Raw genomic sequence first — 14,400 nt, 5'->3', positions numbered from 1 at the left:
GTGACCGTCGGAGAACCGTCCGCGCCCGGGCCCGAGACGTCGGGTTCCGGCGACCGCCGAGACGATCGCGGTGCTGCCGAGGTCGAGGCGCTCCGCACCGGCGAGCTGGTCATCATCGGACGCATCCCGTCGGCGAGCAATGCGACGCTGGTCTGCGACGCCGTCCTCGGGGACACCGAGGTGCGCTGTGTCTACAAGCCGGTCCGGGGCGAGGTGCCGCTGTGGGATTTCCCCGACGGCACGCTCGCCGGGCGCGAGGTGTCGTCGTTTCTGGTGTCGGAGGCACTCGGTTGGTCGGTCATCCCGACGACCATCCACCGTGACGGTCCATTGGGACCGGGAATGGTGCAGCGGTGGGTGGTGACCGCGGAGAACGACGAGCCGCCATCGAGAGCGGGAGCGGCCGTCGACCTCCCGATCCCGCGGGTCGACCTGGTCGACCTGTGTCCCGCCGACACCGTTCCGACCGGCTACAAGGCGATCCTCCGCGCGCTCGACGGGCTCGGTGAGCCGGTCGTCCTCGTGCACGCCGACGACCCGCGGCTACAACGGATGGCCGTGCTCGACATCGTGCTGAACAACGCCGACCGCAAGGGCGGTCACGTCCTGGAAGGCCTCGACGGCGGGGTGTACGGCGTCGACCACGGGATCTGCCTGCATACCGACGACAAGCTGCGGACCGTCCTGTGGGGATGGGCGGGCGAGCCGATCCCCACACATCTGCTGGCCGATCTCGGCGGCCTCGTCGAACATCTGACCTCGGCTGACCACCCCCTCACCGCCGAGTTGGCCGGGCACATCACCGATGACGAGATCCTCGCGATGGCCGTACGTGCCGGCGAGCTCGTCGAGCACGAGACGATGCCGCACCCACCGGGTCACCGGCCGATTCCGTGGCCACCCTTCTGACCGCTGCCGAAGGTCGCACGGTCGAGCATCCGATCCCCGCGGGCCGCGTCGCGAGCCGGGCCATACAGTGGACCCATGCAGTCTTGGCCTGACCCCGCCCTTCCGGCCGTGCCGGGCACCGGGCCGGCACTCCGCCTCTATGACACCTCCGACGCACAGGTTCGTCCCGTCAGTCCGGGCGAGACCGCCACGATGTACGTCTGTGGGATCACCCCCTACGACGCGACCCACCTGGGGCATGCCGCGACCTACGTCACCTTCGATCTGGTGAACCGCGTGCTGCGTGACCTCGGACACGACGTGCACTACGTGCAGAATGTGACCGACGTCGACGATCCGCTCTTCGAGCGGGCCGAACGCGACGGCATCGACTGGCAGGACCTCGGTGCACGCGAGACCCAGCTGTTCCGCGACGACATGACCGCGCTGCGAGTGCTCCCGCCGCGCGACTACATCGGCGCCATCGAATCGGTCGGCGAGGTCGTCGAGGTGGTCGGCAAGCTGTTGGCGTCCGGGGCGGCCTACGTCGTCGACGATGCCGAGTATCCCGACGTGTATTTCCGCACGGACGCGACCGAACAGTTCGGCTACGAGTCCGGGTACGACCGCGCGACGATGGAGAAGTTCTTCGCCGAGCGCGGCGGCGACCCGGACCGGGCAGGCAAACGAGACCCGCTCGACGCTTTGCTGTGGCGCGCGACGCGCCCCGGTGAGCCGTCCTGGGACTCGCCCCAGGGGCCAGGACGGCCGGGCTGGCACATCGAGTGCTCGGCGATCGCGCTGAACCGCCTCGGCGTCGAGTTCGACATCCAGGGTGGTGGCAACGACCTCATCTTCCCGCATCACGAGTTCTCCGCCGCCCACGGCGAGGCGCTGACCGATTCGCGCCGCTTTGCCCGTCACTACGTACACACCGGGATGGTCGGTCTCGACGGCGAGAAGATGTCGAAGAGCCGCGGCAATCTCGTGTTCGTCTCCGGCCTGCGCCGCGACGGTGTGGACCCGGCTGCGATCCGGCTCGCCCTGCTCGCCGATCACTATCGGGCCGACCGGATGTGGACCGACGCGGTTCTCGACCAGGCGCAGGAGCGGCTACAGCGGTGGCGCACCGCGACGTCGGCGCCCACCGGCCCGGACGCGGCACCGGTGATCGCGCGCGTACGCCAGCACCTCGCCGATGACCTCGACACCCCGAAGGCGCTGGCCGCGATCGACGCGTGGTGCCGCGATGTGGCCGAGGGGATCGGCGGGTCGGCCGGGGCCCCCGCGGAGGTCGAACACGCCGTCGACGCGTTGCTCGGCGTCGCACTGCCCTAGCCGAACAGTCAGGGGCAGCAGGAGACCGGGCAGCAGGAGTCCGGGAAGCAGGAGTCCGGGGCAGCACGAGTCCGGGGAGAACCACCCGACGTCGTCGCGAAGGTAGGAAACGGGATCGGTACAGTTCTTCCGTGGCACGCGCTCAGCAAATCGATCCCGACACCACTGCCGGGGTGTGGACGGTGGTGACCCGCACATCGACCTACCTGCTGGACTTCGAAGACATGACGTTGCTCAGGGCGCCGGGGGTGGGTGGCACGGAGAGTGACGAATGGGCCGTCAGTCGGCTGCGTCGCGATTCCGAGGACATCCCGCTCCTGGGCGTGAAGTCCTGCCGGATCGGCGAATCCGCCCAGTTCTGGGTCCGGGCCGCCGATGACCCGGACGTGCGCACGTGGCGAATCACGACCCCGGTCGTGTCGATCGAGAGGATCGGCTGAGGGCCGGCCTGTTCGCTCTCAGCTCCCGAACGATCCCTGGCCGCGTCCGGCCCCGCCCGGTCCGCGACGCTTGAGGTAGCGCTCAAATTCGGCGGCGAGGGCGTCCCCGTCGATCTTGGCCATCACGTCATCGGCGTCGAGTTCGGCGTCGCCGCGCTCTTCGAGCCCGCGCACATAATCGGCGATCTCCTCGTCGTCCTCGGTCATCTCGGTGACCGCACGTTCCCACTCCTCGGCCTGCTCGGGCAGCGTCGCCAGCGGCACCTCCACATCGAGGACCTCCTCGACACGGTTCAGCAGTGCCACCGTCGCCTTCGGGTTCGGGGGAGTGGAGACGTAATGGGGCACCGCGGCCCAGAACGACACCGCCGGCAGCCCCGCCTGGACGAACAGGTCCTGGAGTACGCCCGTGATCCCGGTGGGGCCCTCGTAGCGGCTCTCCGCGAGGTTGAACTGCGCGGCCGACTCACTGCTGTAAGCGGTTCCGGTCACCGGAACAGGACGCGTGTGAGGCGTGTCGGCGAGGAGAGCGCCGAGCATGACTGTCGTCTCGACATCCAGTTGTCGAGCGAGGTCCACGATCTCTGCGCAGAATGCCCGCCAGCGCATGTTCGGCTCGATGCCGCGAACGAGTACGATGTCACGGTCCGCACCTTGGGGGGTGCAATAGGAAATGGACGTGGTGGGCCAGTCGATCCGTCGGGTGACCCCGTCGATCTGCTTGACCGTGGGTCGGTTCACCTGGAAGTCGTAGTAGTCCTCGGAGTCGATATCGGCGAGTGGAACGGCATCCCAGGTGAGCGCCAGATGCTCGATCGCGCTGCTGGCAGCGTCCCCCGCGTCATTCCACCCCTCGAAGGCGGCCAACAGGATGGGCTTGCGCAGCTGGGGAAGGTTCGACCTCTGCTCAGCGTTCACTGAACCAGCCTACGACCGAACCCCGAGAGAGGGCGAACTACGCTGACAACCATGTCGACCCGCACCACGGACCCGTCCGCCTACGACACGACATTCCTCACCGCGATGTCGCGCCGTGTGCTGATCGGCGATGGGGCCATGGGCACAATGCTGCAGGCCGCCGATCTCACGCTCGACGACTTCAACGGTCTCGAGGGCTGTAACGAGATCCTCAACGACACCCGCCCCGATGTGCTCGCGGACATCCACCGCGCCTATTTCGAGGCGGGCGCGGACGCGGTCGAGACCAACACCTTCGGCTGCAACCTCTCGAACCTCGGTGATTACGACATCGCCGACCGCATCCGCGAACTCTCCTACAAGGGCACCGGCATCGCCCGTGGCGTGGCCGACGAGATGGGTCCGTCGGCCGATGGGACGGCGCGCTTCGTGCTCGGCTCGATCGGGCCCGGCACCAAACTGCCCAGCCTCGGCCACACCACCTTCGCGGTGATCCGTGACGCCTACTACGAGTGTGTCGCCGGGATGCTCGACGGCGGTGCGGACGCGATCCTGGTCGAGACGTCGCAGGATCTCCTGCAGGTCAAGGCGGCGATCGTGGCGGCACGTCGCGCCATGAACGATCTCGGGCGCTCCATCCCCATCATCAGTCACGTCACCGTGGAGACAACCGGCACGATGTTGCTCGGCTCGGAGATCGGTGCGGCCCTGACCGCCATCGAACCGCTCGGCGTCGACATGATCGGGTTGAACTGCGCGACCGGCCCCGCCGAGATGAGCGAGCACCTCCGGTACCTGTCCAAACACGCGCGGATCCCGGTGTCGGTCATGCCCAATGCCGGCCTGCCCGTGCTGGGCGCCAACGGCGCCGAATACCCCCTGCAGCCCGACGAGCTGGCGACCGCCCTGGGAGATTTCGTCTCCGACTTCGGACTGGCATTCGTGGGTGGGTGCTGCGGGACCACACCCGAACACATCCGCCAGGTCGCCGACCACGTGGCCGACGTGACCGCGGCACAGCGGAAACCGGAGCACATCGCCGAGACGTCGTCGCTCTACAGCGCGGTCCCGTTCGATCAGGACGCGAGCTTCCTGGTGATCGGTGAGCGGACGAACACCAACGGCTCCAAGGCATTCCGTGAGGCGATGATCGCCGAGGATTACCAGAAATGCCTCGACATCGCCAAGGATCAGACCCGCGACGGTGCGCACATGCTCGACCTCAACGTCGACTATGTGGGACGCGACGGTGCGGTCGACATGACTGAACTGGCAGGTCGGTTCGCGACGTCGTCGACACTGCCGATCATGCTCGACTCCACCGAGCCCCCGGTCATCAAGGCCGGTCTGGAGGCGCTGGGCGGCCGCTGTGCGGTCAACTCGGTCAACTACGAGGACGGCGACGGGCCCGACTCACGGTTCACCCGCATGATGGAGCTGGTCGTGGAGCACGGCGCCGCCGTGGTCGCGCTGACCATCGACGAGGAGGGGCAGGCGCGGACCGCGGACTGGAAGATCCGGATCGCCGAGCGGCTGATCACCGACATCACCCAGAACTGGGGTCTGGCCGAGGAAGACATCATCATCGATGCCCTCACGTTCCCGATCTCCACCGGGCAGGAAGAGGTCCGACGCGACGGTATCGAGACCATCGAGGCCATCCGCCGCCTCCACGAGGCGCACCCGGACGTCCACTTCACCCTGGGTATCTCCAACATCTCGTTCGGCCTGAACCCGGCCGCCCGGCAGGTGCTGAACTCGGTGTTCCTGCACGAATGTGTGCGGGCCGGCCTCGACACGGCGATCGTGCACGCATCGAAGATCCTGCCGATCGCCCGGATTCCCGAAGAACACCGCGAGGTCGCGCTCGATCTCGTCTATGACCGGCGTCGTGAGGGCTACGACCCACTGCAGAAGCTCATGGAGCTCTTCGAAGGGGTGTCGGCGGCGTCGGCGCGCGAATCCCGTGCGGCCGAGTTGGCGAAACTGCCGTTGTTCGATCGTCTGGAGCGTCGCATCGTCGACGGCGAGCGCAATGGTCTCGAGGACGACCTCGACGCCGCGATGACCGAGAAGCCGCCGCTGCAGATCATCAATGAGACATTGCTCTCGGGCATGAAAACCGTCGGCGAGCTCTTCGGTTCGGGACAGATGCAGCTACCGTTCGTGCTGCAGTCCGCCGAGGTGATGAAAACCGCTGTTGCGCATCTGGAACCGCACATGGAGGCCACGGGCGAGGACGGCAAGGGCCGCATCGTGCTCGCCACCGTCAAGGGCGACGTCCACGACATCGGCAAGAACCTCGTCGACATCATCCTGTCCAACAACGGCTATGAGGTGGTGAACCTCGGAATCAAGCAACCGATCAACACCATCCTCGAGGCTGCCGAGGACAAGCGGGCCGACGTCATCGGCATGTCCGGGCTGCTCGTCAAATCGACGGTGGTGATGAAGGAGAACCTCGAGGAGATCAATTCTCGCGGGGTCGCCACCAGCTTCCCCGTCTTGCTCGGCGGGGCCGCGCTCACCCGTACCTACGTCGAGAACGACCTGTCGGAGACCTACGACGGCGATGTGCACTACGCGCGCGACGCCTTCGAGGGTCTCCGGCTCATGGACGAGATCATGGCGACCAAACGCGGTGAGGGGCCGGATCCGAACAGCCCGGAGGCGATCGCCGCAAGGCAGAAGGTCGAGGAGCGCAAGGCCCGGCACGAACGTTCGCGGCGGATCGCCGAGAAGCGCAAGGCCGCGGAGACCCCGGTCGAGGTCCCGGCCCGATCGGATGTGGCCACCGACAATGCGATTCCGGCGCCTCCGTTCTGGGGCACCCGCATCGTCAAGGGCGTGCCGGTGGCGGACTATCTCCAACTGCTCGACGAGCGTGCATTGTTCCTCGGACAGTGGGGACTTCGTGGCGTTCGTGGGGGAAAGGGGCCGTCCTACGAGGAACTCGTCGAGTCCGAGGGTCGCCCGCGGCTGCGGTATTGGATCGACCGGCTCGCAACCGAGGGAATTCTCCAGCACGCAGCGGTCGTCTACGGCTATTTCCCGGCGGTGAGCGACGGCGACACGGTCCATGTGCTCGCCGAGCCGCGGCCGGATGCCGAGGTCCGTCACAGCTTCGAATTCCCACGGCAACAGCGTTCCCGGTTCCTCTGCATCGCCGACTTCATCATGTCGCGGGAGCAGGCCAAGGCGGCCGGCCGGGTTGACGTGTTCCCGTTCCAGCTCGTCACCATGGGCCAGCCGATCGCGGACTTCGCGAACAAGCTGTTCGCCGAGGATGCGTATCGCGACTACCTCGAGGTGCACGGGATCGGCGTCCAGCTGACCGAGGCGCTCGCGGAGTACTGGCATCAGCGGGTCCGCAGCGAGTTGACCGTCGCGGGAACGTCATTCGCGGGGGACGACCCCGAGGACGCGCAGGGCTTCTTCGACCTCGAGTACCGGGGTGCCCGCTTCTCGTTCGGCTACGGTGCGTGCCCCGATCTCGACGATCGCGCGAAGATGATGGAGCTGCTCGAGCCCGAACGGATCGGTGTGGTGCTGTCGGAGGAACTGCAGCTGCATCCCGAGCAGTCGACGGATGCGTTCGTGCTGCATCACCCGGAGGCCAAGTACTTCAACACGTGACCTGAGTCGCGAAGCGAAAGACAGGCGGACGCGCCGGCGAGCTGGCGTGCAAGACAGTTGTACGCATACAATCGTTGTATGAGTACAACTGATTCGCGGAAACGCGGTGGTTCGGAGACGGCCGTACCGACGGCCACCGAACTCTGGTTCGCGATGAACAGCCTCGTCCGCGACCACGCCGTCGAGTCGCGCGCCCGGATCGACGCACGCGTCGACATGCCGTTCAGTCGATTCCGTGCGTTGCGCCGGATCGCCGTGCGTGACCTGACCCAGAGTGATCTGGCCAGGCGACTCGGAATCGATGCGCCGGCGACCAGTGGAATCGTCAACGACCTGGTCGACCGGGGGCTGGTCACGCGCGAGTCCCATCCCACCGACCGGCGGTACAAGGTGGTCACCATCACCGATGACGGTCGCCGGATCGTCGACTCGGTGATCGCCGACCCTGCCATCGCGCCGCGGATGTTCGCCTCGCTCGCCGACGAGCAGCTGCGCGATCTGGGCTCACTACTGGACGCCCTCCGGGAGGCAGCCGAATCATGAACATCCCGACCATGTCCGGACCCGTGGCGGACATCTCCGAGCTCGGCACGCGCCGCCGCATGGCGATCCTGGCGACGTGCTGTCTGAGCCTCTTCATCGTGGGGATCGACACATCCGGTGTGAACGTGGCCCTGCCGGCGATCGGCTCCGACCTCGGCGCGACGGCGTCCCAGCTGCAATGGGTGATCGACGCCTACACGCTGGTGCTCGCCAGCCTGCTGATGCTGGGTGGATCGTTGGGCGATCGCCTGGGTCGCAAACGAGTCTTCCAGGTGGGGCTCACCGTCTTCGGCCTCGGTTCCATCCTCTGCTCCTTGGCCGTGTCGCCCGAGATGCTCATCGGTGCGCGCATGCTCCAGGCGATCGGCGGAGCGATGATGAACCCCGTCGCGATGTCGATCATCACCAACACCTTCACCGAGCCGAAAGAGAGGGCACGGGCGATCGGCATGTGGGGCACCGCGATCGGCGTGAGCATGGCACTCGGCCCACTCGTCGGCGGTGCGCTGGTCGACGGTATCGGCTGGGAGGCGATCTTCTGGCTGAACGTCCCGGTCTGCGTCGCCGCGTGCATCCTCACCGCGATCCTGGTGCCGGAGTCGAAGGCGGCCCGTGCGCGCAGGCCCGATCCTGCGGGTCAGTTCTTGATCCTCGTCTTCCTCGCCACCCTCACCTACGGCATCATCGAGGGCCGCGGTCTCGGATGGGACTCCGGTCTGGTCGTCGGCGCATTCGCGATCGCGATCGTCGCGCTCCTCTTGTTCCTGGTCGTCGAATCGCGCAGGCATGAGCCGCTCCTGGACCTTCGCTTCTTCCACAGCGTCCCGTTCAGCAGTTCGGTGATCGGCGCCGTCCTCGCGTTCAGCGCTATGGGCGGATTCCTGTTTCTCAACACCCTCTACCTGCAGCAGGTCCGCGGGTTGAGCCCACTACAGGCCGGGTTGATGACACTGCCGATGGCGGTGGCGAACGCGGTGTTCTCGCCGCTGTCGGGCCGGCTGGTGGGCGATCGCGGCGCTCGTGTGCCGATGGTCGGTGCCGGTGTGATGGTCCTGGCGAGCGGCGTGATGCTGACGCAGGCCGGCCACGACACCAGCATGTGGTACCTCGGCGTCGCGTACCTGTTCCTCGGGGTGGGTATGGGATTGGTCAACGCCCCCATCACCAACGCGGCCGTCTCGGGTATGCCACGGTCGCAGGCCGGCGTCGCGTCGGCGATCGCCTCGACCAGCCGACAGGTCGGGATCTCGTTGGGCGTCGCGATCTTCGGCGCCGTCGCGTTCGCCGGCATCGACGGTCCGGTCTCCGACGGACTGGCGGCGGCGTCGCATCCGGCGTGGATCCTCATGGCGTTGTGCGGTGTCGGGATCATCATCGTCGGCTTCGTGTCGACGGGTCGCTGGGCGGCTGCGACCGCCGAGCGGACCCGGGAGCAGATCGTCGCGACGACCGCCCCGTGAACGTTCCGGTGTCGCCGATTCGAGACGGATGATCCGGCTTGGGCGAGTCCGCGTGAACCTCCCAGCCGGCTGACACCGGGTATACAGCTTCGCCACCCACAGTGGTGACCATGACCTTGGCTGCCCGTGCCCTCACGCCTGCACTCGACGACACACCCGAGTCGCATGCCGTCACCGGGACACCGCGCTGGACGCGGTGGCTCGTGCTCGGCGCGATCATCGCCGTCGCCATCGGAATCCGATACCGATTCCTCGACGTCGAGACCCTCGATTATCGAGCGTTTCTCAGCCGTTGGTACGACATCCTCGACGCGCAGGGCTTCGGCGCCTTCCGTGAGAAGTTCGCCGACTACAACTATCCGTACCTCTATCTGATCTGGATACTCACCGCCCTTCACATCCCGCCGCTGGCGGGTATCAAGGCGATCTCGATCCTCTTCGATTTCCTGCTCGGGTTCTTCGCGTACCGCATCGTCGGTCTCCGGACCGAGCGATTCTGGTTGCGCGCCTTGGCGTTCGCGGTGATGGTTCTGTTGCCGTCGGTGATCGCCAACAGTGCCTATTGGGGCCAGGCCGACGCCATCTACTCGGCGTTCGCGCTCGGCGGCGTGTACTTCCTCATGAGAGCGCAGCATGGGTCGCACCGCTGGAACTCGCTCTGGGCATGCGTCCTGTTCGGACTGGCCATCTCGTTCAAGTTGCAGGCCGTCTTCGTGCTGCCGGTGCTGGCCTGGCTGCTGCTCCGGCGCCGGGTGCCGTGGTACACGTTGGCGGCCATCCCGGTGGTCTACCTGCTGCTCGACGTCCCGGCGCTCATCGCGGGCGCCCCGTGGCAGACCGCACTGTCGGTGTATCTGGATCAGACCGACAGTTATCAGCAGTTGACCCTGGGTGCCGCGAATCTGTACCAACTGATCCCGATCTCCGGTGACGCCACCTGGCTGGCCCATCTCGGCATCGCTGCTGCTGCCACGGTCATCGTGGTGTTCCTGGCCTGGTCGGTGTGGAAGAAGCCCGAGGTGACCCCGACCTCGATCCTGGTCGTCGCGACCGCCTCCTCGGTGATCGTTCCGTTCCTGCTCCCGGCAATGCACGATCGCTACTTCTTCACGGCTGAGGTCCTGAGTGTGGTCATGGCCTTCTACCTGCCGCTTCGCTTTGTGCTGATCCCGATCCTCATCCAGGCCGCCGCGATCGGTGTCTACCACTCCTCGCTGACCGGCGACCAGGGACAGGGGATGGGCGGCCCGGGCGGCGGCGGTGGGCACGGAGGCGCGCCGGGTGGTGGACAAGGACGCCAGTTCGGCCAGGGGGGTCAGGGTGGTCAAGGCGGCGGCCCGGGCTCTGGCGGCCGCGGCCCAGTTGGCGGCACCGGCGGCAGTGACTCCGGCGGCGCTCCGGAATCGGGTCACGGCGCCGGCGGTGGCGCCCCGCAGGGTGGCGGCCCTGGCGGGCGTGGCGGCGGCTACAGCTCGGGTCGTGGCGATACCGCGCTGTCGATCTACGCGTCGATGATGGGTTTGGCCGCGCTCGGTGTCGTCGTCGCCGTGACCGACACATTCCGGCGTGGGCGGCTGCGGGTGACCTCCTCGGTGGGATGAGCCGTCCACCAGGCGACGATGCGATCGACCACGGCTTCCGGTGTCCGGGCCCACTGCACGTGGCCCACCGACCCACCGGGCGGGCAGTGGTCTGCCGAATAGGTCCAGGCGGTGCGGGCGGCCGGATGAAAGGCTCGCTCGAAGCGTTCGGCCGCTTGCGCGGTCACCAGGCGGTCGCCGTCGAGGCGGACTGCGAGCGTGGGGATCTCGATCGGATCGCCATCGTCGAACGGGGTGCGTCCGGTGCGGACCATGCGAGCCCACTCCCGCATCAGCGTTCGAGGCGCGGGGGCGCCGAATCCCGGGGTGGGCCAGTAGCCGAACGCTGCGGTGACGATGGGGACGGCTGCCGCGGTGCACCACTCCACCACACCGCCGCGCCCGTAGTGACGGAAATAGGGGACCGACGCCGCGACCGTGGCGATGATGTCCGGGGCGCCGTCGTCACCACGCCGTCCGAGGACCGCGCACAGCTGGGCACCCAGACTGTGCCCGAGGATCATGACCGGTGCATCGGGCGTCTCGGCGCGCGCACGACGAACCGCCACGGCGAGATCGTCGGCCTCGTCGGCATAGGACCAGTCCTCGTCCCGTGATGGCGCGCCGGAGCCGGCGTCGATCCCACGTCGCGGAACTGTTGTCGCAAACCACCCGTGCCGGGCGAAGGCGTCGACGAACGGTTGGTAATAGCGCGACGGCACCGCCATCGCCGGGGAGATCAGCACGTTCGGTGTGGTGTCATGGTTCATGGCTGCAGCGTGCTCGCCGTCGCGCTGCGAATCCACTACCTCCGAGGTAGTCGGATCCGATCCCGGCCGGCCCTAGGATGGCCACATGACGGCCGATGCGGGAACGATGTTGCGGCAGTGGCGTTCGCAGCGGTCGATCAGTCAGCTCGACCTGGCCTACGACGTCGGTGTCTCACCGCGGCATCTGAGCTTCGTCGAAACCGGGAAGTCACGTCCGAGCCCGGCGCTGCTCGAGGCGCTGTCCACCCGGCTCGACATCCCGCTGCGGGAACGCAACGCCCTCCTGCTCGCAGCCGGGCACGCGCCGCGCTACTCCGAGGAGTCACTCGATGCGGCGGCGATGCGGCGGATTCGGGCGTCCGTCCAGCGAATTCTCGACGCGCACAATCCCAACCCGGGTCTTGCGCTCGATCGGAGCTGGAATGTCGTGTTGGCCAACGACACCGCAGCATCGCTCGCCGCTCTGCTGCCGGCACACCTGCAGGGGCCGCCGTTCAACGTGTTCCGTGCGTCCCTGCACCCCGAGGGCTTCGCCCGCCTGACGGAGAATCTGGACGTCTGGGCGTCGTACCTGATGGATACTCTTCGTCGGCTGGTCCGCGTCACCGGCGATCCGCGCCTCGCCGCCATCGAACGTGAGGTGGGGGAGTACTCCACGGTTGCCGACCTCGACCGTCGCGCGCCGCGATCAACGGGACGGGGTGCTGCCGAACCGACTCTGCTGGTGCCGTTCGCCCTGCGCCTGGGCGACGACGTGTTGTCGTTCTTCACCACACTCACCACCTTCGGGACACCCCGCGACATCACACTCGAGGAGATGACCATCGAGCTGTTCTACCCGGCGGACGAGGTCACCGAGGAGGCGGTTGCGAGAATGCAGGGGTGAACAGCTCTCCGACCGCGTCCTCGTCCCGTGCCGCCCGATCGGGTCCCGCCGCCGTGCTCTGGGACATGGACGGCACGTTGCTCGACTCCGAGCCGTTGTGGGACATAGCGATGGCCGACCTGGCCCTACGGCACGGCATCATGATGTCGCCTGCTCTGCGGGAGTCGACGCTGGGCAACTCACTTCCCGATGCGATGACGAAGGTCTACGACGCCGCCGGCATCGTTGAACCGGACCGCGACCGGAACGGCGACTACCGGTGGCTCCTGGACCACGTCGCCGGACTCTTCGCTGCCGGGCTGCCGTGGCGACCGGGCGGGTCCGCGGCACTGGACCTGGTGGCCGCGGCAGGACTTCCGATGGTGTTGGTCACCAACACGGTGCGCGAACTGACCGACACCGCCTTGGAGACGCTGGGCCGCGACCGGTTCACCGCGACCGTCTGCGGCGACGAGGTCCCGGTCGGGAAGCCCGCGCCGGACCCCTACCTGCGCGGGGCGGCACTGCTCGGCCTGACGCCCGACGAATGCCTGGCCGTCGAGGACTCGCCGACCGGCACCATCTCGGCGACCGCAGCCGGTTGTCCGACGCTTGTCCTCCCGTCGGCGGCGCGGGTGCCTTCCGGCAATCTGCGCACCTTCCGCGAATCATTGGTCGGTCTCACCCTCGACGACCTCACCGATGCGTGGACCGGGCAGCACCCCGGCCATCGCTCCGACCACCGTGACATGCCAAGATAGGGGACCGTGAAGACATTCGAGGAGCTGTTCGCCGAACTGAGCGACAAGGCACAGCATCGACCCGCCGGGAGCGGGACCGTCGCGGCCCTCGACTCCGGGGCGCACACCCTCGGCAAGAAGATCATCGAAGAGGCCGGCGAGGTGTGGCTGGCCGCCGAGTACGAGTCCGACGAGTCGCTGGGTGAGGAGATCTCCCAGCTGGTCTACTGGCTGCAGGTGATGATGATCAAGCGTGGTCTCTCGTTGGAGGACGTGTACCGCCATCTGTAGGGGTCGGCATCGGATGTCACCGCACCGACCCCTCAGATCGCCCTCCACAGACCAGTCGGCAATCAGTTAGGACACCACTGAACATGTTGCGCGTAGCCGTGCCCAACAAGGGATCGCTCAGCGAATCGGCCGGGGCCGTGTTGGCCGAAGCCGGATACCGCAAGCGGTCCGACGCCAAGGATCTCACCGTCCTCGACAACGCCAACGACGTCGAGTTCTTCTTCCTCCGACCCAAGGACATCGCCATCTATGTCGGGTCCGGCACACTGGATCTCGGCATCACGGGGCGGGACCTCGCGCTCGACTCGGGCGCCACCGTGGACGAACAGATCTCGATGGGCTTCGGGTCGTCGACCTTCCGGTACGCCGCCCCGGCCGGGAAGGCCTGGACGGTCGAGGAGCTGGCGGGCAAGCGGATCGCGACGTCGTACCCGAATCTGGTGCGTGCCGACCTGGGCAGGCGCGGGCTCGACGCCGAGATCATCCGCCTCGACGGAGCGGTCGAGATCTCGATCCAGCTCGGCGTGGCGGACGCGATCGCCGACGTCGTGGGATCGGGTCGCACGCTGCGTCAGCACGGTTTGGCCGCGTTCGGCGACTCGCTGTGCGACTCCGAGGCCGTCCTCATCTCGCAGGGCGGCGCGGAGCGGACCAAGGCCGCCAAGCAGTTCATCGCCCGTGTCCAGGGTGTCGTTTTCGGGCAGCAGTACGTGATGATCGACTACGACTGCCCGCGAACCCTCCTAGAAGAGGCGTCTGCGCTGACCCCGGGACTGGAATCACCGACGGTGGCCCCCATGGCGGATCCGGACTGGGTGGCCGTGCGCGCGATGGTGCCGCGCAAGGAGCACCAGGGCCTCATGGACGAGCTGTCCGAACTCGGGGCGAAAGCGATTCTCGCCACCGACATCCGCTCCTGCCGCTTCTGACG

Annotated in this window: 13 protein-coding genes; 11 read left to right on the top strand and 2 right to left on the bottom strand. The window is 67.3% G+C overall.

Annotated features, from left to right (window positions below):
- The 3 genes from ACLQ3I_RS19155 (at position 1) to ACLQ3I_RS19145 (ending at position 2,666) form a co-directional block, all read left to right on the top strand.
- Positions 1-909: an SCO1664 family protein gene (locus tag ACLQ3I_RS19155; protein WP_425794464.1), complete on the top strand. Its 909-nt coding sequence runs from the start codon at positions 1-3 to the stop codon at positions 907-909.
- 75 nt (positions 910-984) lie between these two features.
- Positions 985-2,226 carry a cysteine--1-D-myo-inosityl 2-amino-2-deoxy-alpha-D-glucopyranoside ligase gene (gene mshC, locus ACLQ3I_RS19150; protein ID WP_425803994.1) on the top strand — a complete coding sequence of 414 codons (1,242 nt, stop codon included), beginning with the start codon at positions 985-987 and terminating at the stop codon, positions 2,224-2,226.
- 131 nt (positions 2,227-2,357) lie between these two features.
- Positions 2,358-2,666 (top strand): hypothetical protein, encoded by a 309-nt coding sequence (locus ACLQ3I_RS19145; protein ID WP_425794460.1) that lies wholly within the window; start codon positions 2,358-2,360, stop codon positions 2,664-2,666.
- Between the two features lie 18 nt (positions 2,667-2,684).
- Here ACLQ3I_RS19145 and ACLQ3I_RS19140 read toward each other — a convergent pair whose 3' ends face one another.
- A complete protein-coding gene (locus tag ACLQ3I_RS19140; RefSeq protein ID WP_425794458.1) occupies positions 2,685-3,584 on the bottom strand; it encodes a PAC2 family protein in 900 nt (299 codons plus the stop codon).
- A 51-nt stretch (positions 3,585-3,635) separates the two neighbouring features.
- Between ACLQ3I_RS19140 and metH the strand changes: the two genes are divergently transcribed.
- The 4 genes from metH to ACLQ3I_RS19120 all read left to right on the top strand — a co-directional run bounded on the left by metH (position 3,636) and on the right by ACLQ3I_RS19120 (position 10,824).
- Positions 3,636-7,220, top strand: a complete 3,585-nt coding sequence (gene metH, locus ACLQ3I_RS19135; RefSeq protein WP_425803992.1) for a methionine synthase — start codon at positions 3,636-3,638, stop codon at positions 7,218-7,220.
- 78 nt (positions 7,221-7,298) lie between these two features.
- Complete coding sequence (locus ACLQ3I_RS19130) at positions 7,299-7,763, top strand: MarR family winged helix-turn-helix transcriptional regulator (protein ID WP_425794454.1); 465 nt, start codon at positions 7,299-7,301, stop codon at positions 7,761-7,763.
- A gap of 11 nt (positions 7,764-7,774) precedes the next feature.
- A complete protein-coding gene (locus tag ACLQ3I_RS19125) occupies positions 7,775-9,223 on the top strand; it encodes an MFS transporter (RefSeq protein ID WP_425794452.1) in 1,449 nt (482 codons plus the stop codon).
- 110 nt (positions 9,224-9,333) lie between these two features.
- Positions 9,334-10,824 (top strand): hypothetical protein, encoded by a 1,491-nt coding sequence (locus ACLQ3I_RS19120; RefSeq protein WP_425803990.1) that lies wholly within the window; start codon positions 9,334-9,336, stop codon positions 10,822-10,824.
- Here the strand turns inward: ACLQ3I_RS19120 and ACLQ3I_RS19115 are convergent.
- On the bottom strand, positions 10,725-11,573 hold the full coding sequence (locus ACLQ3I_RS19115) for a serine aminopeptidase domain-containing protein (protein WP_425803988.1): 849 nt from the start codon (positions 11,571-11,573) through the stop codon (positions 10,725-10,727). The two genes, ACLQ3I_RS19120 and ACLQ3I_RS19115, sit on opposite strands and share 100 nt — an antisense overlap.
- Positions 11,574-11,658: 85 nt before the next feature.
- On the opposite strand from ACLQ3I_RS19115, the gene ACLQ3I_RS19110 reads away from it, so the two are divergent.
- From ACLQ3I_RS19110 to hisG, 4 genes are all read left to right on the top strand, one after another.
- Positions 11,659-12,459: a helix-turn-helix domain-containing protein gene (locus ACLQ3I_RS19110; RefSeq protein WP_425803986.1), complete on the top strand. Its 801-nt coding sequence runs from the start codon at positions 11,659-11,661 to the stop codon at positions 12,457-12,459.
- Complete coding sequence (locus ACLQ3I_RS19105; protein WP_425803984.1) at positions 12,456-13,199, top strand: HAD family hydrolase; 744 nt, start codon at positions 12,456-12,458, stop codon at positions 13,197-13,199. The genes ACLQ3I_RS19110 and ACLQ3I_RS19105 overlap by 4 nt, the downstream gene beginning before the upstream one ends.
- A gap of 6 nt (positions 13,200-13,205) precedes the next feature.
- Entirely contained in the window at positions 13,206-13,469 is a 264-nt protein-coding gene (locus tag ACLQ3I_RS19100; RefSeq protein ID WP_425794444.1) for a phosphoribosyl-ATP diphosphatase, read from the top strand.
- Positions 13,470-13,552: 83 nt separating this feature from the next.
- On the top strand, positions 13,553-14,398 hold the full coding sequence (hisG, locus tag ACLQ3I_RS19095; protein ID WP_425794442.1) for an ATP phosphoribosyltransferase: 846 nt from the start codon (positions 13,553-13,555) through the stop codon (positions 14,396-14,398).
- Positions 14,399-14,400 lie beyond the last annotated feature (2 nt).

Origin of the sequence: Gordonia sp. DT101 (genome assembly GCF_049844895.1) — a bacterium.
In the GTDB taxonomy this organism is placed as follows: Bacteria; Actinomycetota; Actinomycetes; order Mycobacteriales; family Mycobacteriaceae; genus Gordonia.
The sequence above is the reverse complement of the archived record's forward strand: the minus strand, read 5'-3'. Positions and strand labels throughout refer to the sequence as shown.

Excerpts from the sequence above, each read along its gene's own strand:
- metH (WP_425803992.1), top strand. The coding sequence starts at position 3,636 with ATGTCGACCCGCACCACGGACCCGTCCGCCTACGACACGACATTCCTC.
- ACLQ3I_RS19110 (WP_425803986.1), top strand. The coding sequence starts at position 11,659 with ATGACGGCCGATGCGGGAACGATGTTGCGGCAGTGGCGTTCGCAGCGG.
- ACLQ3I_RS19130 (WP_425794454.1), top strand. The coding sequence starts at position 7,299 with ATGAGTACAACTGATTCGCGGAAACGCGGTGGTTCGGAGACGGCCGTA.
- mshC (WP_425803994.1), top strand. The coding sequence starts at position 985 with ATGCAGTCTTGGCCTGACCCCGCCCTTCCGGCCGTGCCGGGCACCGGG.
- ACLQ3I_RS19125 (WP_425794452.1), top strand. The coding sequence starts at position 7,775 with ATGTCCGGACCCGTGGCGGACATCTCCGAGCTCGGCACGCGCCGCCGC.
- ACLQ3I_RS19115 (WP_425803988.1), bottom strand. The coding sequence starts at position 11,573 with ATGAACCATGACACCACACCGAACGTGCTGATCTCCCCGGCGATGGCG.
- hisG (WP_425794442.1), top strand. The coding sequence starts at position 13,553 with ATGTTGCGCGTAGCCGTGCCCAACAAGGGATCGCTCAGCGAATCGGCC.
- ACLQ3I_RS19120 (WP_425803990.1), top strand. The coding sequence starts at position 9,334 with ATGACCTTGGCTGCCCGTGCCCTCACGCCTGCACTCGACGACACACCC.